This is a genomic window from Parvimonas sp. M20, from assembly GCF_035282425.1.
Taxonomy (GTDB): Bacteria; Bacillota; Clostridia; order Tissierellales; family Peptoniphilaceae; genus Parvimonas.
The window spans coordinates 188,724-214,135 of record NZ_JAYKBQ010000001.1; the positions used below are offsets into that span (position 1 = coordinate 188,724).

Annotated in this window: 21 protein-coding genes; 19 read left to right on the top strand and 2 right to left on the bottom strand. The window is 26.5% G+C overall.

Translation table 11 applies throughout. The annotated features are described in order from the left end of the window. Positions 1-133: 133 nt before the first annotated feature. The 6 genes from VJI93_RS00800 (at position 134) to VJI93_RS00825 (ending at position 6,232) form a co-directional block, all read left to right on the top strand. Positions 134-973 (top strand): CvfB family protein, encoded by an 840-nt coding sequence (locus VJI93_RS00800; RefSeq protein ID WP_323998589.1) that lies wholly within the window; start codon positions 134-136, stop codon positions 971-973. A 13-nt stretch (positions 974-986) separates the two neighbouring features. Continuing rightward, the gene (locus VJI93_RS00805) at positions 987-1,730 is read left to right on the top strand and encodes a peptidylprolyl isomerase (protein WP_323998590.1); all 744 of its coding nucleotides are present in this window, start codon (positions 987-989) and stop codon (positions 1,728-1,730) included. 1 nt (position 1,731) lies between these two features. Then, positions 1,732-2,367 (top strand): hypothetical protein, encoded by a 636-nt coding sequence (locus tag VJI93_RS00810; RefSeq protein ID WP_323998591.1) that lies wholly within the window; start codon positions 1,732-1,734, stop codon positions 2,365-2,367. 93 nt (positions 2,368-2,460) lie between these two features. Next, entirely contained in the window at positions 2,461-2,685 is a 225-nt protein-coding gene (gene secG / locus VJI93_RS00815) for a preprotein translocase subunit SecG (RefSeq protein WP_323998593.1), read from the top strand. An 18-nt stretch (positions 2,686-2,703) separates the two neighbouring features. Beyond that, positions 2,704-4,713 carry a sodium-translocating pyrophosphatase gene (locus tag VJI93_RS00820; RefSeq protein WP_323998595.1) on the top strand — a complete coding sequence of 670 codons (2,010 nt, stop codon included), beginning with the start codon at positions 2,704-2,706 and terminating at the stop codon, positions 4,711-4,713. A 160-nt stretch (positions 4,714-4,873) separates the two neighbouring features. Next, a complete protein-coding gene (locus VJI93_RS00825) occupies positions 4,874-6,232 on the top strand; it encodes a hemolysin family protein (protein WP_323998597.1) in 1,359 nt (452 codons plus the stop codon). A gap of 111 nt (positions 6,233-6,343) precedes the next feature. Here the strand turns inward: VJI93_RS00825 and VJI93_RS00830 are convergent, their stop codons facing one another. After that, complete coding sequence (locus VJI93_RS00830; protein WP_323998600.1) at positions 6,344-6,733, bottom strand: GrdX family protein; 390 nt, start codon at positions 6,731-6,733, stop codon at positions 6,344-6,346. Between the two features lie 120 nt (positions 6,734-6,853). Here VJI93_RS00830 and dnaE point away from each other — a divergent pair, with 120 nt between their 5' ends. The 11 genes from dnaE (at position 6,854) to VJI93_RS00885 (ending at position 20,961) form a co-directional block, all read left to right on the top strand. Continuing rightward, a complete protein-coding gene (gene dnaE / locus VJI93_RS00835) occupies positions 6,854-10,222 on the top strand; it encodes a DNA polymerase III subunit alpha (protein ID WP_323998602.1) in 3,369 nt (1,122 codons plus the stop codon). A gap of 12 nt (positions 10,223-10,234) precedes the next feature. After that, positions 10,235-11,194, top strand: coding sequence for a 6-phosphofructokinase (pfkA, locus tag VJI93_RS00840; protein ID WP_323998603.1), 960 nt, complete (start codon positions 10,235-10,237; stop codon positions 11,192-11,194). A 9-nt stretch (positions 11,195-11,203) separates the two neighbouring features. Beyond that, on the top strand, positions 11,204-12,955 hold the full coding sequence (gene pyk / locus VJI93_RS00845; protein WP_323998605.1) for a pyruvate kinase: 1,752 nt from the start codon (positions 11,204-11,206) through the stop codon (positions 12,953-12,955). Positions 12,956-13,016: 61 nt separating this feature from the next. Beyond that, positions 13,017-13,730 carry a sugar transferase gene (locus VJI93_RS00850; protein ID WP_323998608.1) on the top strand — a complete coding sequence of 238 codons (714 nt, stop codon included), beginning with the start codon at positions 13,017-13,019 and terminating at the stop codon, positions 13,728-13,730. Continuing rightward, entirely contained in the window at positions 13,720-14,721 is a 1,002-nt protein-coding gene (locus tag VJI93_RS00855; RefSeq protein WP_323998611.1) for a glycosyltransferase family 2 protein, read from the top strand. The genes VJI93_RS00850 and VJI93_RS00855 overlap by 11 nt, the downstream gene beginning before the upstream one ends. A 3-nt stretch (positions 14,722-14,724) precedes the next feature. Continuing rightward, on the top strand, positions 14,725-15,432 hold the full coding sequence (locus tag VJI93_RS00860) for an IspD/TarI family cytidylyltransferase (protein WP_323998613.1): 708 nt from the start codon (positions 14,725-14,727) through the stop codon (positions 15,430-15,432). A gap of 1 nt (position 15,433) precedes the next feature. Then, positions 15,434-16,453 (top strand): alcohol dehydrogenase catalytic domain-containing protein, encoded by a 1,020-nt coding sequence (locus VJI93_RS00865; protein ID WP_323998615.1) that lies wholly within the window; start codon positions 15,434-15,436, stop codon positions 16,451-16,453. 21 nt (positions 16,454-16,474) lie between these two features. After that, entirely contained in the window at positions 16,475-17,320 is an 846-nt protein-coding gene (locus VJI93_RS00870) for a LicD family protein (protein ID WP_324009200.1), read from the top strand. A 9-nt stretch (positions 17,321-17,329) separates the two neighbouring features. After that, entirely contained in the window at positions 17,330-18,430 is a 1,101-nt protein-coding gene (locus tag VJI93_RS00875) for a glycosyltransferase (protein ID WP_323998619.1), read from the top strand. Between the two features lie 13 nt (positions 18,431-18,443). After that, positions 18,444-19,925: an O-antigen polysaccharide polymerase Wzy family protein gene (locus VJI93_RS00880; protein WP_323998622.1), complete on the top strand. Its 1,482-nt coding sequence runs from the start codon at positions 18,444-18,446 to the stop codon at positions 19,923-19,925. A gap of 1 nt (position 19,926) precedes the next feature. Then, positions 19,927-20,961, top strand: coding sequence for a hypothetical protein (locus VJI93_RS00885; RefSeq protein WP_323998624.1), 1,035 nt, complete (start codon positions 19,927-19,929; stop codon positions 20,959-20,961). A 38-nt stretch (positions 20,962-20,999) separates the two neighbouring features. On the opposite strand, the gene yedF is transcribed toward VJI93_RS00885, so the two are convergent. Then, positions 21,000-21,599, bottom strand: coding sequence for a sulfurtransferase-like selenium metabolism protein YedF (yedF, locus tag VJI93_RS00890; RefSeq protein WP_323998625.1), 600 nt, complete (start codon positions 21,597-21,599; stop codon positions 21,000-21,002). Between the two features lie 266 nt (positions 21,600-21,865). Between yedF and VJI93_RS00895 the strand changes: the two genes are divergently transcribed. Both VJI93_RS00895 and VJI93_RS00900 read left to right on the top strand, forming a co-directional pair. Beyond that, on the top strand, positions 21,866-22,777 hold the full coding sequence (locus tag VJI93_RS00895) for a DnaJ domain-containing protein (RefSeq protein WP_323998626.1): 912 nt from the start codon (positions 21,866-21,868) through the stop codon (positions 22,775-22,777). Between the two features lie 57 nt (positions 22,778-22,834). Continuing rightward, entirely contained in the window at positions 22,835-25,402 is a 2,568-nt protein-coding gene (locus VJI93_RS00900; protein ID WP_323998628.1) for an ATP-dependent Clp protease ATP-binding subunit, read from the top strand. Positions 25,403-25,412: the final 10 nt, after the last annotated feature.

Here is a 25,412-nt window from a genome sequence, read left to right on the forward strand (position 1 = left end):
AATATTGATATAATTATTATACAACATTTTTAACATATTTCAAAGTAATAAAAATTTTTGTTTTTTCAAGGTTACAAAAATCATAGTATTATGGTATAATAATTAACAGAAAAGAATTCAAAAAGGAGAAAATATGTATAATTTAGGTGAATTTCAAAAGTTGATTATAAAGCGTTTTAAGAATAATGGCGCTTATATAGGACTAAAAGATGTAAAGAATGAAAAACTTGATATATTATTACCTAAGAAAGAAGTTTTAGAAACAGATAAAGTAGATGATGAAATCGAAGCTTTTGTTTATAAAGACAATCAAGCAAGATTTGTAGCAACTAGAAAAAGTCCGAAAATTTCTTTAGGAAAACTAGAAACTTTAGAAGTAATGGATATTTCAAAAATTGGAGCTTTTTTAGATTGGGGTCTTGAAAAAGAATTATTTTTACCTTTTAAAGAACAGTCTATGAAACTTGAAAAGGGAAGGAAATATTTAGTTGCACTGTATATTGATAAGTCAGAGAGGCTTTGTGCAACAATGAAAATAAGAGATTACTTAACGTCAGATTCTCCTTATAAAGAAGGCGAATGGGTTGAAGGAATTATTTACTCAATCCATAAAGATTATGGAGCTTTTGTTGCTGTAGACAAAAAATATGATGCTATGATTGAAAATAAAGATATTGTTGGAGTTTTAGAAATAGGAGAACCTATTAATTTTAGAATTTCAAAAGTAAAAAAAGATGGTCGTTTGAATTTAGTTTTAAAAAATTTATCTCATATTGAAATAAATGATAATGCTGAAATACTTTTTAATATTATCAAAGATAGAGGTGGTTTTTTAGATTTGAATGACAAAAGTGATCCAGATAGAATTAAGGAAATTTGTGGAATGAGCAAATCATCTTTTAAGAAAGCTGTAGGAAGACTTTTAAAAAATCAAAAAATTCAATTTGAAGGAAATGGAATTAAATTAATTTAAGGAGGGAATATTTATGGAAAGTCAAGTAATGGCAATTGTTAATGGAGTAGAAATTTTAGAAAGTGATATTGATAGATTTATTGAACTAATGGGAAATAGTGCATTGCCTTATAAAAATCCTGAAGGTCGAAAGCAATTGTGTGAAGAATTGGTAAAACAAGAACTTATAATTCAAGATTGTTACAACAGAAAAATTGATGAAAGTGAAGCATTTGTTAAAGAAATTAATGAAATTAAACGTTCAATTTTAGCAAAACATTTCTTAAATGAATTATTTGATAATGTTCACGCTACTGATGAAGAAATTAAAGAGTATTATGAAGAAAATAAAAATTTATTTAAGAGTAAATATATTTTTAAAGCTAAACATATTTTAATTGAAAGTGAAGAAAAGGCTAATAAATTAAAAGAACTTTGTGAAAAAGGAGAAGAATTTGAAGAATTAGCCAAAGAACATTCTATGTGTCCATCTAAAGAAGTAGGCGGAGATTTAGGAGAATTTACTCAAGGACAAATGGTATTAGAATTTGAAAATGCATGTATAGATGCTGAAGTAGGGAAAGTTACTGAACCTGTAAAAACACAATTTGGTTATCATTTAATTAAACTAGAATCAAAAACAGATCCTGAACAATTAGATTTAGAATCAGTTAAGGATGAAATTGAAAAAAGTATAATAAAAGCCAAAGAACAAGTGGCTTATGTGAAAAAAATGGATGTTTTAATGAAAGATAGTAAAATAGAAAGAAATTATTAAAATGTATTTTTTAGGTGGAACACTTAGTGGGGTTGTTTGTTTATTAGTTTCATCAATTGATTTGAAGTATTTAAAAGAAAAAGAGACAATTAAGATTTCGATTAACAATATAAAAAAATATTATAATTTATTGAATTTTATAATAATTTTCTTAGTAGATTTATATTTAAAATCATTATTCTTTTATAATGATATATTATATATGATAAATTTACTTTGTTTCTTATGTCTGTACATTTGTGCATTTACTGATATTATTTGTAAAAATATTTTTATAAATATAATTATGGTTTTTGTAGTTCCAATAATATTATTAAATGTATATGGGAATTATATTAAATTAGCTACTTTAGGGTTAATTTCAGGAATAATTCTGTATGGAACTATTTATATAATATCAAAATTATTCTATGGAAAAGAAGTATTTGGTACAGGAGATATTTATGCACTATCGTTGATAGGAATTTCAACCGATTGGTATACGGTTTTTTATATTGGACTTTTTACTTTTATAATAGCGGGACTTTTTTATTTAATAAAGTTAATTTTTATAAAAGATATAGAAACTTTTAAACATCAAGAAATAGCACTAATTCCATTTATATTATTTAGTTATTTACTTTTAATTTATTTTTAAGAATCAACTTAAAAATCAATATTTTAAGTTGATTTTTGCTTGTAAATGTGTTATTATAAGTAGCAGGTTAATTATGAAGTTCGGAGGTGTATTATGCAAGTTTTAATGGAAATAATATTATTTATTGCTAGTATTGTTATAATAGTAGCAGTGTTAATGCAAGAATCTAAGTCTGACGGCGTTGCGTCTTTGACTGCAGAAACTAATATTTCAGGAAAAGGCGGAAAAAAATCTAAAGATGCTGTATTAAGCCAAATTACTATTATAGCATCAGTTGTGTTTTTTATAGTAGCTATTGCTATGGCTGCGATTAAATAAAAAATTTAGGAGGAAAAAATGGATACTAATTTGATTTTTTATTGTGCGATTGCCGTTGGGGTTGTTGCACTTGTATTTGCTTATATTAAATATTTAAGCATTACAAAAATTGAACCTGGTAATGAAAGAATGAAAGAAATATCAGGTTATATTCAAGAAGGTGCTATGGCTTTCTTGGTTCGTGAATATAAGTATTTATCTATATTCGTTGTTGTTGTTGCAATTATTTTAGGAGTAGCCATTAATTTACTTACAGCAGTTTGTTTTTTAGCTGGTTCAATTTGTTCAATTTTAGCAGGATATTTCGGAATGAAAGCTGCTACTAAAGCAAATGTTAGAACTGCAAATGCTGCTAAAGAATACGGAATGGGAAAAGCGCTTCAAACTGCATTTTCAGGTGGAGCAGTAATGGGACTTTCTGTAGTTGGTTTAGGTATCTTAGGTATGACAGTTTGTTACTTCTTAGTAGGAGATGTAAATATTGTAACTGGATTTAGTTTTGGTGCTTCATCGATAGCTCTATTCGGAAGAGTAGGTGGTGGTATCTACACAAAGGCAGCTGACGTTGGGGCTGACCTTGTAGGAAAGGTTGAAGCGGGAATTCCTGAAGATGATCCAAGAAACCCTGCAGTTATAGCTGATAATGTAGGAGATAACGTAGGTGACGTTGCAGGTATGGGAGCTGACCTTTTTGAATCTTATGTAGGATCTATACTTTCTGGTATTACATTAGGTTCAGTTGCTTTTGGTAAAGAAGGTATTATATTTGCTTTAGCTCTTGCTGCAGCAGGTATTTTAGCATCATTAGTTGGATTGTTCTGTGTAAGAGGAGACAAAGATCCACAAAAATCATTAAATATGGGAACAATAGTTAGCTCAATATTGACTATTATAGTAACATATTTCTTAAGTAACAGAATTTTAGGAAATAATTCAGCATTTATTTCTTCAGTAGCTGGTATTTTAGTTGGATTAATTATTTCACAATTTACTGAATACTATACTTCAGGAGATAAAAAACCAGTTCAACATATTGCAGAAGAATCAGAAACTGGTTCATCAACAAATATTATTTCTGGTTTAGCTGTTGGAATGAAGTCAACTGCTGGTCCTATTGTTGTAATAGCAATTGGGATTTTAGTATCATATATGGCATCAAATGGATTTGCTAATGCTGGTCAAGGATTATATGGTATTTCTGTTGCTGCTATTGGTATGCTTTCTACTTGTGGTATGACTATTGCTGTTGATGCGTATGGTCCAATCGCTGACAATGCTGGTGGTATTGCAGAAATGTGTGAATTACCTCATGAAGTTAGAAATATTACAGATAAATTAGATTCTGTTGGTAATACTACAGCAGCTATTGGTAAAGGATTTGCAATTGGTTCGGCTGCATTAACTGCGTTAGCATTATTTGCATCATATACTCAAGCAGTAGGATTAGAAAAAATAGATGTTACAAAACCTCAAGTAGTGGCTGGAATGTTCATTGGTGGAATGTTACCATTCTTGTTCTCAGCTTTGACTATGGAAGCAGTTGGAAACGCTGCAAATGAAATGATTCAAGAAGTTAGAAGACAATTTAAAACAATTCCTGGAATTATGGAAGGAACTGGAACTCCAGATTATAGAAAATGTGTTGATATTTCTACAATGGCAGCTTTAAAACAAATGATTATTCCAGGATTATTAGCTGTAGTAGTTCCTGTATTAGTTGGTATTTTAATTGGAGCAGAAGCTCTTGGTGGATTATTAGCAGGATCTTTAGTAACAGGTGTTTTGATGGCAATCTTTATGTCAAATGCTGGTGGAGCATGGGATAATGCTAAAAAGTATATTGAAGAAGGACATCATGGCGGAAAAGGTTCAGATCCACATAAAGCTGCAGTTGTTGGTGATACTGTAGGGGATCCATTTAAGGATACTTCAGGTCCATCATTAAATATTTTAATTAAGTTAATGACTGTAGTAGCATTAGTATTTGCTCAAGTTATTTTAAACTATGGTGGAATGTTAATAAAATAATTATAATATTATATTTAGTAAAAAGTGTATTTTATACACTTTTTATTTTTTTGTAAATCTTTGTGTATAATAAGTTATATTTAATATATAAAATTCATATTTGCAATATTTTTTAATTTTTGATATAATGCTTTTAGTAAATAAATTTTAGGAGGTTTTTATGGATAGTGGACCCGAGGTCTATTTTCAGATTATTATTTTAATTTTATTAACTTTAGTTAATGCTTTTTTTGCCGCATCAGAGATGGCAATAGTTTCTATGGACAAGAAAAAGTTATTAACTTTATCAGAACAAGGAAATAAGAGAGCTATAAAAGTTGAAAAACTTTTAAAAGAGCCTTCAAAGTTTTTATCAACAATTCAAGTTGGTATTACTTTTGCCGGTTTCTTCACATCAGCTTCTGCTGCAGTAGGATTGTCAGATAAATTTGGAAAAGTATTAGCAAACTTATCAATTCCTTTTGCGTATAGAGTTTCCTTTGTTTTAATCACGGTTATATTAGCGTTTTTTAGTTTGGTTTTTGGTGAACTTGTACCTAAAAGAATAGCTTTACAAAATGCAGAAAAATTTGCTTTGTTTTCTGTTGGGACAATAAATTTTGTTTATAAGATTATGAGTCCTTTTGTTTATTTGCTATCTTTATCTACAAATATTGTTTTAAAGATTTTTTCCGTTCCTACAAGTGGAGTTGAAGCTCAAGTTACACTTGAAGAGATTAAGTCGATTGTAGAAGTTGGACAAGAACAAGGTATAATTAATCCTACAGAACGCGAAATGATAGATGGTGTTATATCTTTTGATGATGTATTAGCAGAGGAAGTAATGACAGCTAGAACTGAAGTATTCATGATTGATATTGATGAACCTGATAAAGATTTTGAGACTTTAATGCAAATGAGATATTCAAGAGTACCTGTATATGAGGATGATATTGATAACATAATAGGAATTTTATATATTAAGGACTTTTTCTTAGAAGCTTATAAAGTTGGGTTTGATAAAATAGATATACGTTCTATTTTAAGACCTGCATATTTCATTCCTGAAAGAAAGAATATAAATGATTTGTTTCTTGAACTTAAAAATTCAAGAAATCAAATGGCTGTATTAATAGATGAATATGGTGGTTTTACAGGAATTGTTACTATGGAAGACTTGATTGAGGAAGTTATGGGCGAAATAGATGATGAATATGATAAGAAAACTAATCCTTCAATCAAAAAGATAGATGATAGACATTTTATTGCAACTGGTGCATGTGAAATTGAAGATGTTAATGACGCTTGTAATTTAAAACTTGATGAAAATTCTGAAGATTATGATACCTTAGGTGGTATGCTTATGTATCTTTTAGGATATATACCAAATGATGGTGAAAAACTTACTGTTGAAGATAATGGTGTTATTTATAATATTTTATCAATTCTTGAACATAGAGTTAAGAAAGTTAGAATAGTTCTTCCTAAAGAAGAAGTTACAGAAACAGAAGATGATAAAGAAAAAAGTTCTGATGAATAATCTTTGAAATTTTTAGTAATTCATATAAAAAAACCGCTAAAGTTATTAGCGGTTTTAAATTTTAACCAAGAATCCATAACAGCTATAAACTGTGTGGATTTGTTTATTTAATTATTCAATTCCTAATTTTTCAATAGTTTGTACTAATATGTTACAATCTACATATCTAAAATCTCTTAGTACTCTATCTATCCAAAGAGGTGTTTTTAAATTGTTTTGAAATTTTTTATATGTTTCAATCGCTTCGTCAATAATTATAATTCCATTAACATCAAGCTCTTTTGTTTTAGTTATTAAAATAGATCTGTATGGTGTCTCATTAGGTTTTATACTTCCACAAAGTGGATGCGTTGAAAGTTCAAATCCATTTTGAAGTTTTTTCTTTACTATATCCAAAATATCTCCATAAGAATATTTTTCATCAAAAATTATGTCTAAATCTTTTTTATTCTTTACTTTTTCATATAAGTCTATATTATTAGTTATTAGTGTAAATTTCATATCAATTCTCCCTTCGTACTATAAAATTGTAACATAAAAACATAAAAATATAAAGCGATTAGGTAAAATATATTTAAAAAATTCTAAAAATATGGTAAAATCAATAATGAGGTGATAATTTTGGCTAATGATTTTGTGCATTTGAATGTTCATACAGAATATAGTTTGTTGAACAATTATAATCCAATGGAAAAGTTAATAGATAAAGCTAAAGAATTAAATTTTAAAGCTATGGCCATTACAGATTATAACAATATGTATGGCGTTATTGATTTTTATAAAAAATGTAAAAAAAATTCAATAAAGCCTATAATCGGTTGTGAGCTAACTTTGTCATACCCAAATAATGAATTTTATAATATAATATTATTAGCTAAGAATAATCACGGATATAAAAATTTATGTAAATTAGTGTCTAATTTATATGTTGTTGAAAATAGAGATAGAGAATTTATAACTTTTGATGAATTAGAAAAATTTTCAAAAAACTTAATATTAATAGTTGGGTCTAAAAGAAGTTTTATTAGAAAATGTCTATATTTAGATGATGTGTTAAGTGCTAAGAATGAAATTTTAAATTTTAAAAGTATGTTTAATAAAGAAGATTTATTCCTTGAATTGAATTTTCATTTTGAAGAAAATGATGAATTGATGATTAATAAATACTTGGAATTTGCAAATGAAGTAAATGTTGAGACTGTCGTAACTAACGATGTTCATTATTTAGAAAACACAGATTTTAACTTATTTAATATAGCAAGATGTATCTCAAAAGGCATTTTATTATCAGAACTTAAGGAAGAAACTTTTACTAAAGCAGAATACTATTTAAAAAGTGAAGAAGAGATGTTAAAAATATTTTCTTCGCTTGAAGATTCTATTTATAATACAAAACTGATTGCTCAAAGATGTAATGTTGAATTTGATTTTTCAACATACCATTTACCTGAATATAAAGTACCTGATGGTGTTAGTACTAAGGAAGATTATTTACATAGTCTAATCATAGAAGGTATGAAAAAAAGATATGAAAATATAACTGATGAAATCAAAAAACGAGTAAATTATGAATTTTCAATTATAAATAAAATGGGATTTACTGATTATTTTCTTATTGTTTGGGATTTTGTAAATTTTGCTAAGAAAAATAAAATTCCAGTTGGACCGGGGAGAGGTTCAGGTGCAAATTCAATTGTTGCATACTGTTTGGAGATTACTGACATCGACCCAATAGAATATGAATTGATTTTTGAAAGATTTTTAAATCCCGAAAGAATTTCAATGCCTGATTTTGATATAGATTTTTGTAATGAAAGGCGAGAAGAAGTTATTGACTATGTAATTAGGAAGTATGGGAAAAATCATGTCTCACAAATTGTTACTTTTGGTACTATGAAACCTCGAGCGGCCGTGAGGGATATTGGTAGAGTTTTAGGTTATAAATTATCTACTGTCGATAAAGTTGCTAAACTAATACCAAATAATTTAGATGTTACTTTTGAAAATGCATTAAGAGATAGTTTTGAATTAAAAAAATTATATGATGAAGACGTAAATATAAAAAAACTTATTAATACTTCTGAAAAATTTGAAAAATTTCATAGACATATTTCAATTCATGCTGCTGGTATTGTTATAACTAAAGAAGAGCTTACAGAATATATTCCACTATCTAAAAGTGGAGAAAATATAGTAACACAGTTTAATATGGTAGAATTAGAGGAACTTGGACTTTTAAAAATGGATTTTTTGGGTCTTAGAACACTTACCGTAATTGATGATACAATAAAACTTGTTAAAAAGAATTATAATAGAGATATAGATATCGAAAAAATATCTTTAAATGATAAAAATGTTTTAAACCTATTTAAAACGGCAGATACCATTGGAATTTTTCAATTTGAAAGTACGGGGATGAGATTATTTTTGAAAGATTTGAAAGCAGATAATTTTGATGAGTTGGTTGCTGCAAATTCTCTATTTAGACCCGGACCTATGAATCAAATACCTAATTATATTAAAAACAAAAGAAATCCTAGTGGTATTAGATATTTGGATAAACGTTTAGAAAAATATTTAAAATCTACTTATGGAATTATTGTATATCAAGAACAAGTTATGCAGATTGCAAGGGAACTTGCAGGATATACTTGGGGACAAGCTGATAATTTGAGAAAAGCCATCGGTAAAAAGCATATGGACATTATGGAATATAATCGAAAAATATTTATTTATGGTTTGGATAATTTAGATGGAAGTATCAAAATTAAAGGCTGTATTAGAAATGGAGTTGATGAAAAACTTGCACAAAATATTTTTGATTTAATTGTGGAGTTTGGTAATTATGCTTTTAATAAATCACATAGTGCTTGTTATTCTTTAAATGCATATAGGACCGCATACTTAAAATACTATTATCCGCTTGAATATATGGTTTGCCTTTTAAATTCTGTTATAAATTATGAAAGACAATTTTTCCAATATTTTCAAGAAATTAAAAGAATGGGAATAAAGATTTTACTACCAAGTGTTAATTACAGTAATTATAAAATAAGTACTGAAAATAAATGTATGAGGATTGGTTTCTCCCAAATTAAAGGATTTAATAGGCTTTTAGCCAAAGACATTGAAGATGAAAGAAAAAATGGAGAGTTCAAAAGTTTTAAAGAATTTTTAGAAAGATTGAAAAATTCAAAGAATATGAGCTTGCAATCAATTGAGAACTTAATAAAATCTGGAGCTTTTGATGAAATAGATGAAAAAAGAGTTGAAATTTTAAATTCTTTAGAGACATTATTTACTCAAATAGTATCTAAAAGTAAAAATGAATTATCAGGACAACTATCCTTAATTAGTTCCGATTTTATGCAGGAAAAATTTGCTAAGTCTGAAAAATTTTTTAAGGATGACTTATTAGAGTTTGAAAAAGATGTTTTAGGTTTTTATATTTCTTCACATCCATTAGATGAATACAAAGACTATATTAATTCTAAAAATAGTATGAAGTTAATTGATTTGAAAGTTTTAGATAAAGGTATATATAATGTAATAGTTTATATAAATTCTATTAAACTTAGAAGAAATAAAAAAAATAAAACGTTAAAAACAATTAATGTAGAAGATTTTACAAGTAGCATAGAGCTTTTAGATGTTAAAGATTTAGATATTATCAAAGGTAAAATCTATGAAATATCTGTTAAAGTTTCTGTAAATTCGTTTGGAAATACTAATTTTACTGTAATTGGTGCTAAGGAAGTATATGATATTTATATTAAGAAGTTATATATAAAATTAGATAGTTTGGACTATGATACTAAGAAAAAACTTGGAAAACTTTCGGAAAAGTATAATGGAGAAAATCAAGTTATTTTATATATTTCATCTAATCATAAAACTTTGAAATTAGAAAATAAATTTGATTTGAGAAATGAAAATTTACTTGTTGAGTTGGAAAATAATTTTGGAAAAGACTGTTTTTATATAGGTTGATGGAGGGATATTTTGAAAAAAATTGCTATTCTTACAAGTGGAGGAGATTCTCCTGGAATGAATCCAGTAATAAGAGCTGTTGTAAGAACATGTATATATCATAATGCTAGAATATATGGTGTAAAATTTGGTTATGATGGTCTTATAAAAGGAGATATCTTTGAAATGAATGTATCTAGTGTTGCAGATATAATTCAAAAAGGTGGTACTATACTAGGTAGTGCTAGAAGTAAAGAATTTATGACTAAGGAAGGGCAAGAAAAGGCAGTTCAAAGCTTAAAGGATTATGGTATTGAAGGACTTGTAGTTTTAGGTGGAGATGGTACTTTTCGAGGAGCCAATGTACTAAGTAAATATGGAATAAAGACGATAGCTATACCTTGTACAATTGATAATGATATGGGATATACTGACTATACAATTGGATTTTTTACTTCAGTAAATACTGTTATAGACGCTATTTCAAAACTTCGTGATACATCTTCTTCTCATGGAAGAGCTAATATTTTAGAGGTTATGGGTAGAAAATGTGGAGATATTGCCTTAAATTCAGGATTAGCAGGGGGAGCTGAAAGTATAATAGTTCCGGAAGTCAATTTTGATATAGATAAAGTTTGTAATAAAATAATTTCTGGTAGAAAAAGAGGTAAATTACACCATATAATAGTTTTAACTGAGGGAATTTTAAGCCCTTATGAACTTAAAAGACAGATTCAAGAAAAGGCAAAAATTGATACAAGAGTTACTGTGCTTGGGCATATTCAGAGAGGAGGTACTCCAAGTTCATTTGACAGAATAATTGCAAGTCAAATGGGAAGTATAGCAGTTAAGTTATTGTTGAAAGAACAAACTAATTTAGCCTTAGCATTTAAAAATAATAATATTGAGTATATTTCTATAGAAGATGCAGTTTCTAGTAAAAAAATATTTAATAAAGATTTGTATGATATAGTTGATGAATTATCTATTTAGGAGAAAATTATGAAAAAAACAAAAATAATATGTACAATTGGACCTGCTTCAGATTCAGTTGAAAGTTTAAAAGAATTAATGCTTTGTGGAATGAATGTTTGTAGATTGAATTTTTCACATGGTAGCAAGGAAGAACATCAAGTTAGGATTGATAATATAAAAAAAGCAAGAGAAGAGTTAGATTTGCCTATAGCAATAATGCTTGACACTAAGGGTCCTGAAATAAGACTAGGGAAATTTAGTGTTGATGAAGTTGTATTAAAAGCAGGAGATACTTACACATTTACAATTGAAGAAGTTTTAGGAAATCAAGAAATTTGTTCTGTTTCTTACAAATTATTACCCAATGATGTTAAAATTGGAGGGACAATTTTAGTTGATGATGGTTTAGTTGAAATGGAAGTTATTTCAAAAACAGATAAAGAAATAAAATGTCTAGTTAAAAATAATGGGCTAATCAAGAGTAATAAAGGTGTAAATATTCCAAATGAAATAATACATTTACCTTCAATTACAGAAAAAGATAAGTCTGATATTTTATTTGGAATACAAAATGATTTAGATTTTATTGCCGCTTCATTTGTTAGAAAACCTGAAGATGTATATGAAATTAGAAAGATTTTAGATGAAAATAATTCTGACATTAAAATTATATCTAAAATAGAAAATCAAGAGGGTGTTGAAAATATTGATAAAATTATAGAAGCATCAGATGGAATAATGGTTGCTAGAGGAGATTTAGGGGTTGAAATTAAAACTGAATTTATTCCAAAAATACAAAAAGAAATAATTAGAAAATGTAATTTAATAGGAAAACCAGTGATAACAGCAACACAAATGCTTGATTCAATGATTAGAAATCCACGACCGACAAGAGCAGAAGTTACAGATGTAGCAAATGCAATTATAGATGGAAGTGATTGTATTATGTTATCTGGTGAAACAGCAGCAGGAAAATATCCAAAAGAAGCTGTAAAAGTAATGAATAATATCGCAATAACAACAGAAAACTCTTTTGATTTTCAAAATAGTATAAAAAGTAAAAATAGACAAGATATTTTAAATACTATGAATTCAATAAGTTTGTCAACAAAAGAAATTGCTGAGAATTTAAGAGCAAAAGCAATAATTTGTGCTACAGCTTCAGGAATTACTCCTATTTCAATTTCAAAATTTAGACCATTTGTTGATATTATAGCTGTAACTTATTCTGAAAAGGTTAGAAGAAAATTACAAATATTTTGGGGAGTTACTACATTGATTTCCAAAAAATCAGAGCATACAGATGAAGTAATTGAACGTTCAATATCAGCAACTTTAAATGCAAATTATATCAGCGATGGAGATACTGTTGTTTTAACAGCAGGGATACCTGTTGGAGTTGCGGGTACAACAAATTTAATTAAAGTTCATACTGTTGGTAAAATCCTGATAAAAGGACTTGGTATAGGAAAAGAATCAATTACAGGAAAAGCATGTTTAATAAACAATGAAGACGATTTAAAAAATAAATTTAAAGATGGAGACATAATTGTTTCCAAATTTACAGATAGAGAATATGTTGAATTTATTGATAGAGCATCAGGAATCGTAGTCGAAACAGGAGGACTGACTTCCCATGCCGCAATTATTGCTTTACATTTTAATATACCTACTATTATAGGAGCTGAAAATGCTACTAGAATGATTCAAGATGGACAACTTGTGACTATTGATACTGTAGGTGGTTTAGTTTATGATGGAGATGTTAAAGTTCTTTAATTTTACTTTATTTTAAATATATGTTATTATATTACAGACGTTTAATTAAGGAGAAAATATTTTGATAAAATATAAAGATTTACCAAAAGAATTTCAAAATGAATCTGTAAAAAAATATTATGAAATAGTTTCAAAAAAAAGACTAAGTTTATTTTTTAAAAGAGTATTTGACATTGTTTTTTCTATTTTAATTTTGTTGATTTTGTTAATTCCAATAATTATAATTTCTATAGCTATAAAATTAGATTCTAAAGGAAGTATTTTTTATAGACAGAAGAGAGTTACAAGATATGGTAAAAAATTTAAAATTTTTAAATTTAGAACAATGGTATCTAATGCTGATAAAATTGGAACTCTTGTAACTGTGAAGGAAGATTCAAGAATAACAAAGGTTGGAAAGTTTTTAAGAAAATATAGATTAGATGAATTTCCTCAAATTTTTAATATATTATCAGGAGATATGAGTTTTGTAGGAACAAGACCAGAAGTTACAAAATACGTTGAAAGATATTCAGACTATATGTTTGCAACTTTGTTATTACCTGCGGGTCTTACTTCATACTCTAGCATAAATTATAAAGATGAGGATAAAATAATATCAAGTCATTTAGATGATGATACTAGTATTGATGATATATATATAAATTATATTTTGCCTGATAAAATGAAGTATAATATTGAGTATATTGAAAGATTTTCTTTTTGGTATGATATAAAAATTATGTTTAAAACATTTTTATCTGTTTTTTTGGGGAGGGAAAATAATGAAAGTTAGTATAGGAGTAGTTGCCTTAAATGAAGAAAAAACTTTACCTTCTCTTTTTGAAGATTTTAAAATGCAGACATATCCACATGATAAAATTGAAATAATTTTAGTAGATGGGATTTCAACAGATAATACAAAAAAAATAATGCAAGATTTTAAAGAGAATAATAATTTTAGAGGAGTTAAAATTTTAGATAATCCTAAAAAAATTCAATCTGCTGGATGGAATATCGTTATAAAAAATTTCACAGGAGATGTGCTTGTTAGAATTGATGCACATTCTTCAGTTCCAAAAGATTTTATAGAAAAAAATGTTAGGAATATAGAAGCTGGAGAAGATGTTTCAGGTGGAAAAAGACCAAATATAATAGATGATGATACAGGATACAAAATAATGCTTTTAGAAGCAGAATCATCAATGTTTGGAAGTGGAATTGCACCTTTTAGAAATGCATCCGGGAAAAAATATGTAAAGTCTATGTTTCACGCAATGTATAAAAGAGAAGTATTGGAAAAAGTCGGTTTCTTTAACGAAAAATTGTTAAGAACAGAAGACAATGAATTCCATTATAGGATTAGAAAAGCGGGATATAAGCTTTGCTATGATGATGATATTATTTCATATCAGCATACTAGGAATTCACTTTCAAAAATGATTAAACAAAAAAAAGCTAATGGTATGTGGATAGGACTTACGACTTCAGTATGTCCAGATTGTTTAAATTTATATCATTATATTCCTTTTGCTTTTTTAGTTGCACTTTTTATTTCAATTATTTCACTATTTTTTACTAAATATTTATTTTTATTGGTATTTGGATCATATCTTATAGTGAATATTTTGATGTCTTTGACTTCAATTTTAAAAGGGAAATTTAATGTTTATAATTTATTACTTCCAATTGTATTTTTCCTTTTACATATTAGTTATGGATATGGAACATTAATAGGATTTTTAAAAATCCCTTCATTTTTAAAAACATATAATAAGGAGGACTAGGCTATGATATATGCAGGTATTCTTGCTGGAGGAATAGGTAGTAGGATGAATATTTCCAATATTCCAAAACAATTTTTAAATATTGGAGATAAGCCTATTATAATTCATACTATTGAAAAGTTTTTATTATGTAATAAAATAGATAAAATTTATGTTGGGGTAAATCCTGATTGGAATTCTTATCTAGTTGATATAGTAGATAAAGATTATAATTATTTATCTGAAAAAATTGTTGTTGTAGATGGAGGAAAAGATAGAAATTCTACAATTTTAAATATTATTTCTGCTATTGAAAAAGATAATGGATTATCAGATGAGGATATTCTTATAACTCATGATGCAGTTAGACCATTTGTTTCAATTAAAATGATTGAAGAAAATATTGATAATTGTAAAAAATATAATATTATTGATACTGTAGTTCCAGCTTTTGATACTATAGTTTCTTCTGAAGATGGAAAATTTATTTCATCAATACCAGATAGAAAAACAATGTTTCAAGGACAAACTCCTCAAACATTTAAAATTAATAAATTTATGGAATATTATAATAAACTCTCTGAAGAAGAAAAAAATATTTTAACTGATGCTTGTAAAATATTTGTGTTAAATGGGGAAAAAGTATTTTTAGTTAATGGTGATTTTTCAAATATAAAAATTACTACTGTAACTGACTTAAAAATTGCTAAAGCAATGCTTATGGAGATTTAAGATGATAAATAGAATTTTTCAATTGATGAAACCAGGTTTTATTTCAGTTAAATATGTTGATGAGAGCTTTTTAGGAGATAAAGTCATTGTAAAACCATTATACGTATCTTTGTGTCATGCTGATCAAAGATACTATTTAGGAAAGAGAGATCCAAAAGTATTGGCAAAAAAATTGCCTATGGCTCCAATTCATGAATCTTGTGGAGAGGTTGTTTTTGATCCAACAAACACTTTTAAGGTTGGAGATAAGGTATCTATGATACCAAATACTCCACCTTGTACTTATGATGAAAGTATATATGAAAATTATGTGAAGGGTTCTTATTTTCTATCTAGTGGTCATGATGGTTTTATGAGGGAATTTGTCAAAATTGCTCCGGATAGACTTGTAAAATTTAATGATATAGATTTACCTGTTGCTTCTATTTTGGAATTTATTTCAGTTGGATTTCATGCCTATGATAGATTTGTAAAGAATTCTATTGAAAATAAAGAAACAATAACTATTTTTGGAAATGGAAGTTTGGGTTTTATTGTCGCAAATGTTTTGAAATATAGATTTCCAAATACTAAAATAGTTGTTGTTGGTAGAAATATAGAAAAGTTAAAAATTTTCTCATTTGTAGATGAGGTTTATTCAAGTGATGATATTCCTGAAAGTTTTTCAACAGATCATGCCTTTGAATGTGCAGGAGGACCAGGAAGTGAAGATGCTATTAATAATATTATAAAATATATTAAGCCTCAAGGCTCAATTATGTTGATGGGAGTTAGCGAAAATAAAATTGCTGTAAATACTAGAGATATATTGGAGAAAGGATTAACATTAATTGGATGTTCCCGATCTGGAAGATATGATTTTCAAGAGGCAGTTAGAATGCTTGAAAACAAAAAAATTCAAAACAGATTTAAGTCGATTGTATTTGAAGATGATGAAATCAATAGTGTTGATGATATTCATAGATTTTTTAAAAATGATTTAAATACACCTTTTAAAACTGTGGCAAAATGGAATATTTGATTAAGTGTGATTATATAAATTATGGATGAAATAAATTTAAGAGAGTTACAACTTAAGAGTCTAGAAATGGGAAAATATTTTGTTTCGTTTTGTGAAGAAAATAATTTATTATGTTATCTTTGTGGTGGTGGAGCAATTGGTAGTTTAAGGCATTCAGGATTTATCCCATGGGATGATGATTTAGATTTTTTTATGCCTAGAGAAGATTACGAAAAATTAGCTTTGCTATGGAATGAAAAAGCTGATACTAAAAGATATTCTCTTGTTAAGGCTAATAAAGATTTAGTTGATTATAATCTTTTTATTACTATTAGAGATAATGAAACAACTGCTGTTAAACCATATCAAAAAGGCTTAAATATAAGTCATGGGATAGCGTTGGATATTTTACCTCTTGATGGTTGTCCTAGTGGTAAAGTGAAACGAAAATTTCAAATAATGTGGGGATTAATTTATTCTCTTTTTTGTGCTCAAGTTTTACCTGAAAAACATGGTGGGATAAAGAAAAAAGTTTCTAAATTGTTATTATCAATTTTTAAATCTAAAAAAATTAGATATAAAATTTGGAAGTTCGCAGAAAAAAGAATGACTAAATATAAAATTGATAAATCAGAATATATTACAGAACTTTGTTCTGGTCCATATTATATGAAAAAAGTATATAGAAAAGAGTGGTTTATGGATAAGAAGTATTTTGATTTTGAAGATACGAAAATGCCTATTCCTATTGGTTATGATGGATATTTAAAAACTGCTTTTGGAGATTATATGAAATTACCTCCAAAAGATAAGCAGATACCTCATCATGATTTACTATTCTTAGATTTAAAAAATAGCTATACAAATTATGAAAAAATTTGGAAATAAGGTGATTGTTTGAAAAAAAAGAAAGTATTATTTTTTTTGTGGTCCTTTTCCCTTGGGGGAGGAGCAGAAAAAATATTATCAACAATTGTAAATAATCTTGATAGTGAAAAATATGACATTGATATACTCGAGATAGAGCATTTTGATAAAGGTTACGAACCTATTAATGATAATATAAGAATACTAAAATCATGGCAAGATTATAGACAATCTAAGATAAAAAGAGCTATTTTATGGAGAATAAGAAAGTTTTTTCCGAATTTAGTGAGAAAAATAATGGTTAAAGAAAAATATGATATAGAAATTTCATTTACTATAATGAACCCTCCTTTTGAATTTTCAAAGGATAAGAATGTAAAAAAAATTTCCTGGATTCATGGAAGTATTGAAGATTTTATGAAAGATTCTCAAAAGAGAAATAATCATAGAAGGCATTTAGATGTAGTCGATAAAATAATTTCTGTATCGGAAAAAACTAAAGAGTCCATAATTTCAGTTTATCCGGAATACAAAGATAAAGTCATTACAATTTATAATGGATATGATTTTGAAAGTATTTTGGAAAAATCAAATGAGATGACAGATATTAATATTGAAAAAAATTCAATTTGTGTAATTGGAAGAATTGAGAACCTAAAAGGATCATTAGAGGTTTATGAGACAATTAAAAAATTACACAAAAATTTAAATAAAAAGTATCATTTATATTTTTTAGGGACTGGAGAATTGGAAACTTATATAAAAGAATTAGTACAAAGCGACCATTTAGAAGATTATGTTCATTTTTTAGGATATCAAAAAAATCCATATAAATATATCAAAAAAATGGACTTGATGTTTTCAATGTCAAAACAGGAAGGCTTTTCTGGTGCGATAGTTGAAGGATTAGCATTAGGAATTCCTTTCATTTCTACCGATGTTGGAGGAATTAAAGAGCTTTCAAATAACGGTAAATTCGGTGAAATTGTAAATTCTACTGATGATGCTTGTAAATATATTATTGATTATTTTGAAAATAATATATTAATAGATAAATCAGAAATGAAAAATTTTATAACTCAATTTACAATTGCCGAACAAATAAAAAATATAAATGAAATATTAGAATAATGGAGATAATTATATGAATATTACTTTTAAAAGATTTTATTCTTTAATTACAGTATTTTCTTTTATTTTAACTCTGTTACTTGGAATGGGTTATTTATACACAGACAGGTTGGATATATTGCTTTTTACATTATTATCTTTTTTTGTAAGTTTAATAATATTTTGTTTTATAGATATAAAATATTATATAATACATTTATTTTTTTATATAACTATTTTTATATTTCTAGTTTCAAGACCGACAATAGATTATTTGAGAAGTTATAGCTTTAATACTTATCAGAAAGATGCTTATGTTTTTGCTTTTATTATAGTTATGATTTCGCTTTCAGGATTATTTATTGGAGGAGTAATTTCAAAAGCATTATTAAAAATAAAAAATAAAAAAAAATTAGATGTAGATAGTAATAATAAATTAGAAAATTCTATTTGGTTGAAAAATGTGAGAATTGTTTCCTTTTCAGTATATATTTTAACATATCCATTTTATGCTTTAAGGCTAATTGAAAGATTGATATTTAAATTAAATACATCTTATTATATATATTATGCAGAGTTTAAAAGCAAGTTGCCTTACTTTACATATATATTATCAGTTTTTACAGTATATTCAATGTGTGTATATTTGGCATCTAAACCAAATAAAAGAAATGCTACTATAGTTTTAGTTAGTAATCTATTTGCAAATGCAATATATCTATTTATTGGAACTAGAAATCCATTTATTTTAAGTTTAATATTTTCTTTTATATATTATTTTATAAGAGGACAGGAAGATATTAAAAATAAATGGATAGGAGTTAAGGAAAAGATATTAATTTTTACAAGTCTTCCTATAATAATTGTGGGCATGGGACTCTTAAACTATGTTAGAGATAATGTTAAAGTTTCTAATTTTAAAATATTTGATATATTTATAGATTTTATCTATAAACAGGGCACAAGTTTTGGTGTTTTAGCTAAAGGATTCTTATATAATAGTAATATTGCTGTAAGAAGTTTTACAAACTTTACTTTTGGACCAATAATTGAATATTTTACTCATGGAAATTTTGGTAAATTATTATTCGATACAAAGCCATTTACAGCTACAACAAATAGCATTGAATTGGCAATAAAAAGTAATAGTTATGCACACAATCTTTCCTATATAGCAATAAAAGGTGATTATTTACAAGGACACGGTTTAGGAAGTAGTTATATAATGGAAAATTTTACAGACTATGGATATTTAGGTGTATTTTTGTTTAGTGTGTTTTTAGGTTTTTTATTTATAAGAATGTTAAATGTTTCTTATAAAAATAAAACTTTGTCATTTGTTTGTACTTTAATAGTATTGAATAATTTATTCTTTATGCCTAGAAGTAGTTTTTCAGAAAGTTTTTCAACATTACTTACATTCCAATTTTGGTTTATAGTGATATTAATTTTCTTAGTTGCAAAATTAATATCGAAGGATAATTCGTATACGATTTATAAAGTAAAGGAGATATAATATGTTTGAAAATTATTCGTTTGGAGATTTATTATCCAATATATATAAAAAAAGAATTTTAAATTTAGTAGCATTTCTACTATTAAGTATTGCTTTAATTTTTCCGTTAGTAACTAAAACTATTAACAGAAAAACAGTAACAAAAGAAGGAGTTCAATATTCAACTTATGTAGCATATAAGATCACTGCTCCTGAAAGTGATAATACAAATGCATTGTTTAGTAGAAGAGGATATTCTGATTTTTATGAAAAACTGTTAACTTCTAATCTAAATGGAGCTTTTTTATTTAATGACGTAAGTGATAAAGAATTATCACAAATGGCTAAAGAATTGGATACATCAGCTGTTACTTTAAAAAATTCTAATGCTGATTACTGGGATAAGAAGGTAGTAATAAATTATATTTCTACGAATTTAGGGGTTTCTGTTAAAATTTTAACTCCAAGTAAAGCTGTAAATGATGTTATTGAAAAGAAATTTGATGAATTAATAAATAAATATAAAGCTGTTTATAAAAATGTTACCATTGAAAAGATTGAGTCAAATTATTCTAAAGAGTTAAGCTCTAAAGAAAATGTAAATACTGGATATAGCATGAAAAAATTATTAGTGAAAGTTTTTGCTATTGAAGTGGCTTTAATAATTTTAGTTGCTATTATGAATTTTGTATTGTATATATTTAATCCAACAATTAATAGAGAAGGAGATTATAGAAAATATAATATAAAATTTGTTCAAGAAATAAAAAACAATAATGATTTAGTAGAAGTATTAAAATATAAACTTAATTCAGAAAAAATTGATGAATTGAGTGTAATTAGTTCAAATTCAAAAATTATTAAGAAGTTGAATGATTTAAACATTGATAAAGTAAATGTTTTAAAATCTAATGAATTAAATAATATAATGAATTTAAAAAATGCTATATTTATTGAAGAATATGGAATAACAAGATACTCATTATTCGAAAAATTATTACAAAATCTAAAAAATTATGATAAAAATATTATAGGAGTTTTATCATATAAATTATAAAAAAACAAAACCGGCTAATTTTAGCCGGTTTTGTTTTTTTAGATATTAATTACTTTTTCTGCATTGAAAAGAGTTTCATATATAGTGTACATATTACTTATTTCACCAACTAAAAGTTTTTCTTTTAATCCGAAGTAATCAAGACAAGTTCCACAAGAGATTATTTCTACACCCTTATCTTTTAGTTTTTGTAAATCGTCAGTACAAGGAGATTCTTCACAAGTTAGCTTTACACCAGAATTAAAGAAAACTAAAGTTTTAGGTAATTTTTCATATTCACTTGAAGTATAAATAAAACCTTTAATTAATAGTTTTCCTAATTCTTCAGACCCATTTCCCATAAAATCTTTAGAAATTGCAATTACTACATCTGATGAATTTCCCACAGAACAAAACGCAGTTGCTTCTTGTAAATTTGTTTCATTGCTTTTTGTTACATACACATTAAATTCATTATCAGATTTTTTCTCAAATCTAAAATTTAAATTACTGCTTTTAGAAAATTTTTCTAAATTTTTTACAGCAGTATCATTATCAACTATAACTAAAAACTCTTTTTCTTCTGAATTTTCTACAGCCTTTTTTGTTAAAATCAAAGGTTGTGGACAAGCTAATCCCTTAGCATTTATTTCTTTCATATTTTACCTCCAAAAAATATAATTTATACAATCTAATTATACAATATTAGTATTATTAATACAAGCGATTTAAATTATTAATTTATTGGAATACATTTAGTTATATTTAATTTTAATAAGAAGTAAAGCTTATTAGTAAAAAATTCTAAATTAAATAAAGTACAATATTAAGTAATATTAATTTTTTGTAAAAAATATGTTTAAATTATCTATTTAGGGTATAATAAAACTAAAGGTCAAAGAAAGTCAAATTTATGGAGGGATTTATGGAATATAAAGATTATTATAAAATTTTAGGCGTAAAAAAAAATGCAACTGATGCAGAAATAAAAAAAGAATATAGAAAACTTGCAAAAAAATATCATCCTGATGTTAATCAAAATGATGAGGTGGCAAGTAATAAATTTAAAGAAATCAATGAAGCTTATGAGGTTTTGTCCGATAAGGAAAAAAGAAAACAATATGATATGTTTGGATCAAATTATAATTTTAGTGGTGGAGACAATTTTGATCCGAGAAATTATGGTTTTAGTGCTTCCTATAGCGGAAGTGATATGAGTGGTTTCTCTGATTTCTTTAATATGTTTTTTGGTGGAGGTGGAACATCTTCTTCAAGTTTTAGTGGCTTTTCTGGATTTGATGGTTTTACAAATTCTAGAACTTATTCAGGGTTTGAAAGACAACCTCAAAGGCAAAAGTATGAAACAAGTATAAATTTGTCAGTTAAGGAAGCATATTCCGGGATTGAAAGAGAACTATATGTTAATATAAATAATTCTCCTAAAAAAATAACTGTAAAAATTCCTAAAGGCATAACTACAGGAAAAAAGGTAAAAGTTAATGGAGATAAATATAAACTTGATGGTGATATTTTTGTAAAAATTAATGTTATAAATGATGAATATAGACTTGAAGATTTAGATTTAATAAAGACGATTAGTCTATATCCTTGGGAAGCATATTTTGGAGTTACAAAAGTAATTGAAACTTTAAATGGAAATGTTAGAGTAAAAATTCCTGCAAAGATAGAAAGTATGAAAAAAATAAGAATTTCAAATAAAGGTTATACTGATTTAAAAGGAAAAACTGGAGATTTATATCTTGAAATAGTTATAAATAATCCTAAAAATTTATCCGGTGAAAAATTAGAATTATATAAGAAATTAATGGAAAATTAATGATATAGTAAAATTTATATTTTATTAAAATTTTAGGTTTTAAAAAGGAGGAGTATTATGAATTTAGAAAAATTTAGTAGTGATGCAATGAAAATTGTAGAAGAATCTCAAAGTTTGGCAATTAAAAATGCAAATGTAGAAATATCTGATGTTCATCTACACAAAGCTTTGATTGATAGTGACAACATAATAATTAAAATTTTAAACATTATGAATGTAAATATAGATAGCTATAGAAATGATGTTAAGCTAGCTTTTGATAATTTGCCTTCACAATATGGCGATTCAAACATTTATCCAAATACTGTTTATCAAAGAATTTTACTTAATTCTGAAGATGAAATAAAAGGAACAGGAGATAGTGCTATTTTACCTGAACATATCTATCTTTCTCTTTTAAAAGAAAAAAATATAAAGTCTTCAGATATTTTTAGAAAGTATAATATAACATACAATTCTTTTAAATATGCTTTAATGGGAATTAAGAATATGAAAAATGAACATAAAGAAGGAAGCACAAGTGAAGAGTTGTTAAAATATGGAAGAAATTTAACTGAAGAAGCAAGAAATGGTAAACTTGATCCTGTTATTGGTAGAGATGAAGAAATAAGACATTCAATTAGAATTTTATCAAGAAGAACAAAAAATAATCCTGTTTTAATAGGTGAACCAGGAGTTGGTAAGACAGCTATCGTAGAAGGATTGGCACAAAGAATTGTAAATAATGATGTTCCAGATGGATTAAAGAACAAGATAATTTTCTCATTAGATATGGGAAGTTTAATAGCTGGAGCAAAATTTAGAGGAGAATTTGAAGAAAGGTTAAAAGCTGTTCTTGAAGAAATCAAAAATTCAGAAGGTGAAATAATTTTATTTATTGATGAAATTCATACTCTAGTTGGTGCCGGGAAAACGGATGGAGCTTTGGATGCATCAAATATGTTAAAACCTATGCTTGCTAGGGGAGAATTGCATACAATAGGAGCAACAACACTAGATGAATATAGAAAATATATTGAAAAAGATGGTGCCTTAGAAAGAAGATTCCAAAAAGTTTTAGTAAAAGAACCTACCGTTGAAGATACAATTTCAATACTTAGGGGAATAAAAGAGAAATATGAAATTCATCATGGAATTAAAATAACCGATTCAGCAGTTATTGCCTGTGTAACTTTAAGTGATAGATATATTACTGACAGATTTTTACCGGATAAGGCTATTGACTTGATGGATGAGGCATCTTCCATGATAAGAACTGAAATTGATTCAATGCCACAAGAAATTGATGATTTAAGAAGAAAAGTTTTACAATTAGAAATAGAAAAGGCTGGTTTAATTAAAGAAACTGATGAAATTAGTAAAAAAAGATTACAAGATTTAGAAGAAGAACTTTCAACTGTGAAAAACAAATACAATGTTGAACTTGCAAGATGGGAAAGTGATAAGAAGGATATAAATGAAATAAAAGCTATAAAAGCAGAAATTGATTCTGTTAGAATAGATATTGAAAAAGCTGAAAGAGAATATGACTTTGAAAAACTTTCAGAATTAAGATATGGAAAGCTTGCAAATTTAGAATTAAAATTAGCTGAACTTAATGAAAAGAAAAAAGAAAAAGAAAGCTATCTAAAAGAAGAAGTTACAGAAGAAACAATAGCAGAAGTAATTTCTAAATGGACAAATATTCCTATTAAAAAATTGGTGGAAGGTGAAAAAGAAAAGCTACTACATCTTGGAGATATTTTGCATAAAAGAGTTGTAGGACAAGATGAAGCTATTGATTTGGTTAGGGATTGTATTTTAAGATCAAGAAGTGGATTGAAAGATGAAAATAAACCTATAGGTTCATTTATATTCTTAGGACCCACAGGGGTTGGGAAAACTGAATTAGCAAAAACATTATGTGAAAGTATGTTTGATAGCGAAAAAAATCTTGTTAGAATAGATATGAGTGAATATATGGAAAAACATTCTGTTTCAAGACTAATAGGAGCTCCTCCTGGATATGTAGGATATGATGAAGGAGGTCAACTTACTGAAAGAGTTAGAAGGAATCCATATTGTGTAATTCTATTTGACGAAATTGAAAAAGCTCATCCTGATGTATTTAATATTCTTTTACAAGTTCTTGATGATGGAAGACTTACTGATAATCAGGGAAGAGTTGTAGATTTTAAAAATACGATTATAATTATGACTTCAAATATAGGTTCAATTTATTTGCTTGATGGAATTGATGAAAATGGTAAGATTACTAAAGAAGCTGAAAATGAAGTTATGAAAGAGTTGAAAAACTCTTTTAGACCTGAATTTTTAAATAGAGTTGATGATATAGTATTATTCAAGCCATTACAAAAAGAAGAACTTTATAAGATAATTGATATGACTATTTCAGAAATTGAAGATAGGTTAAAAGATATTGGAGTAAAAATTAATTTAGACGAAGAATGTAAAAAATTAATTTTAGATTCAACTTATTCATTTAACTATGGAGCTAGAATAATAAAAAGATACATTCAAAAAAATATTGAAACTGAGATTGCTACAAAAATAATTGAAGGAAAAATTACTACAAATTCAACAATAAATTTTAAAAATATAAATGGAAAAATTTGTATTTCATAAAACTATATGT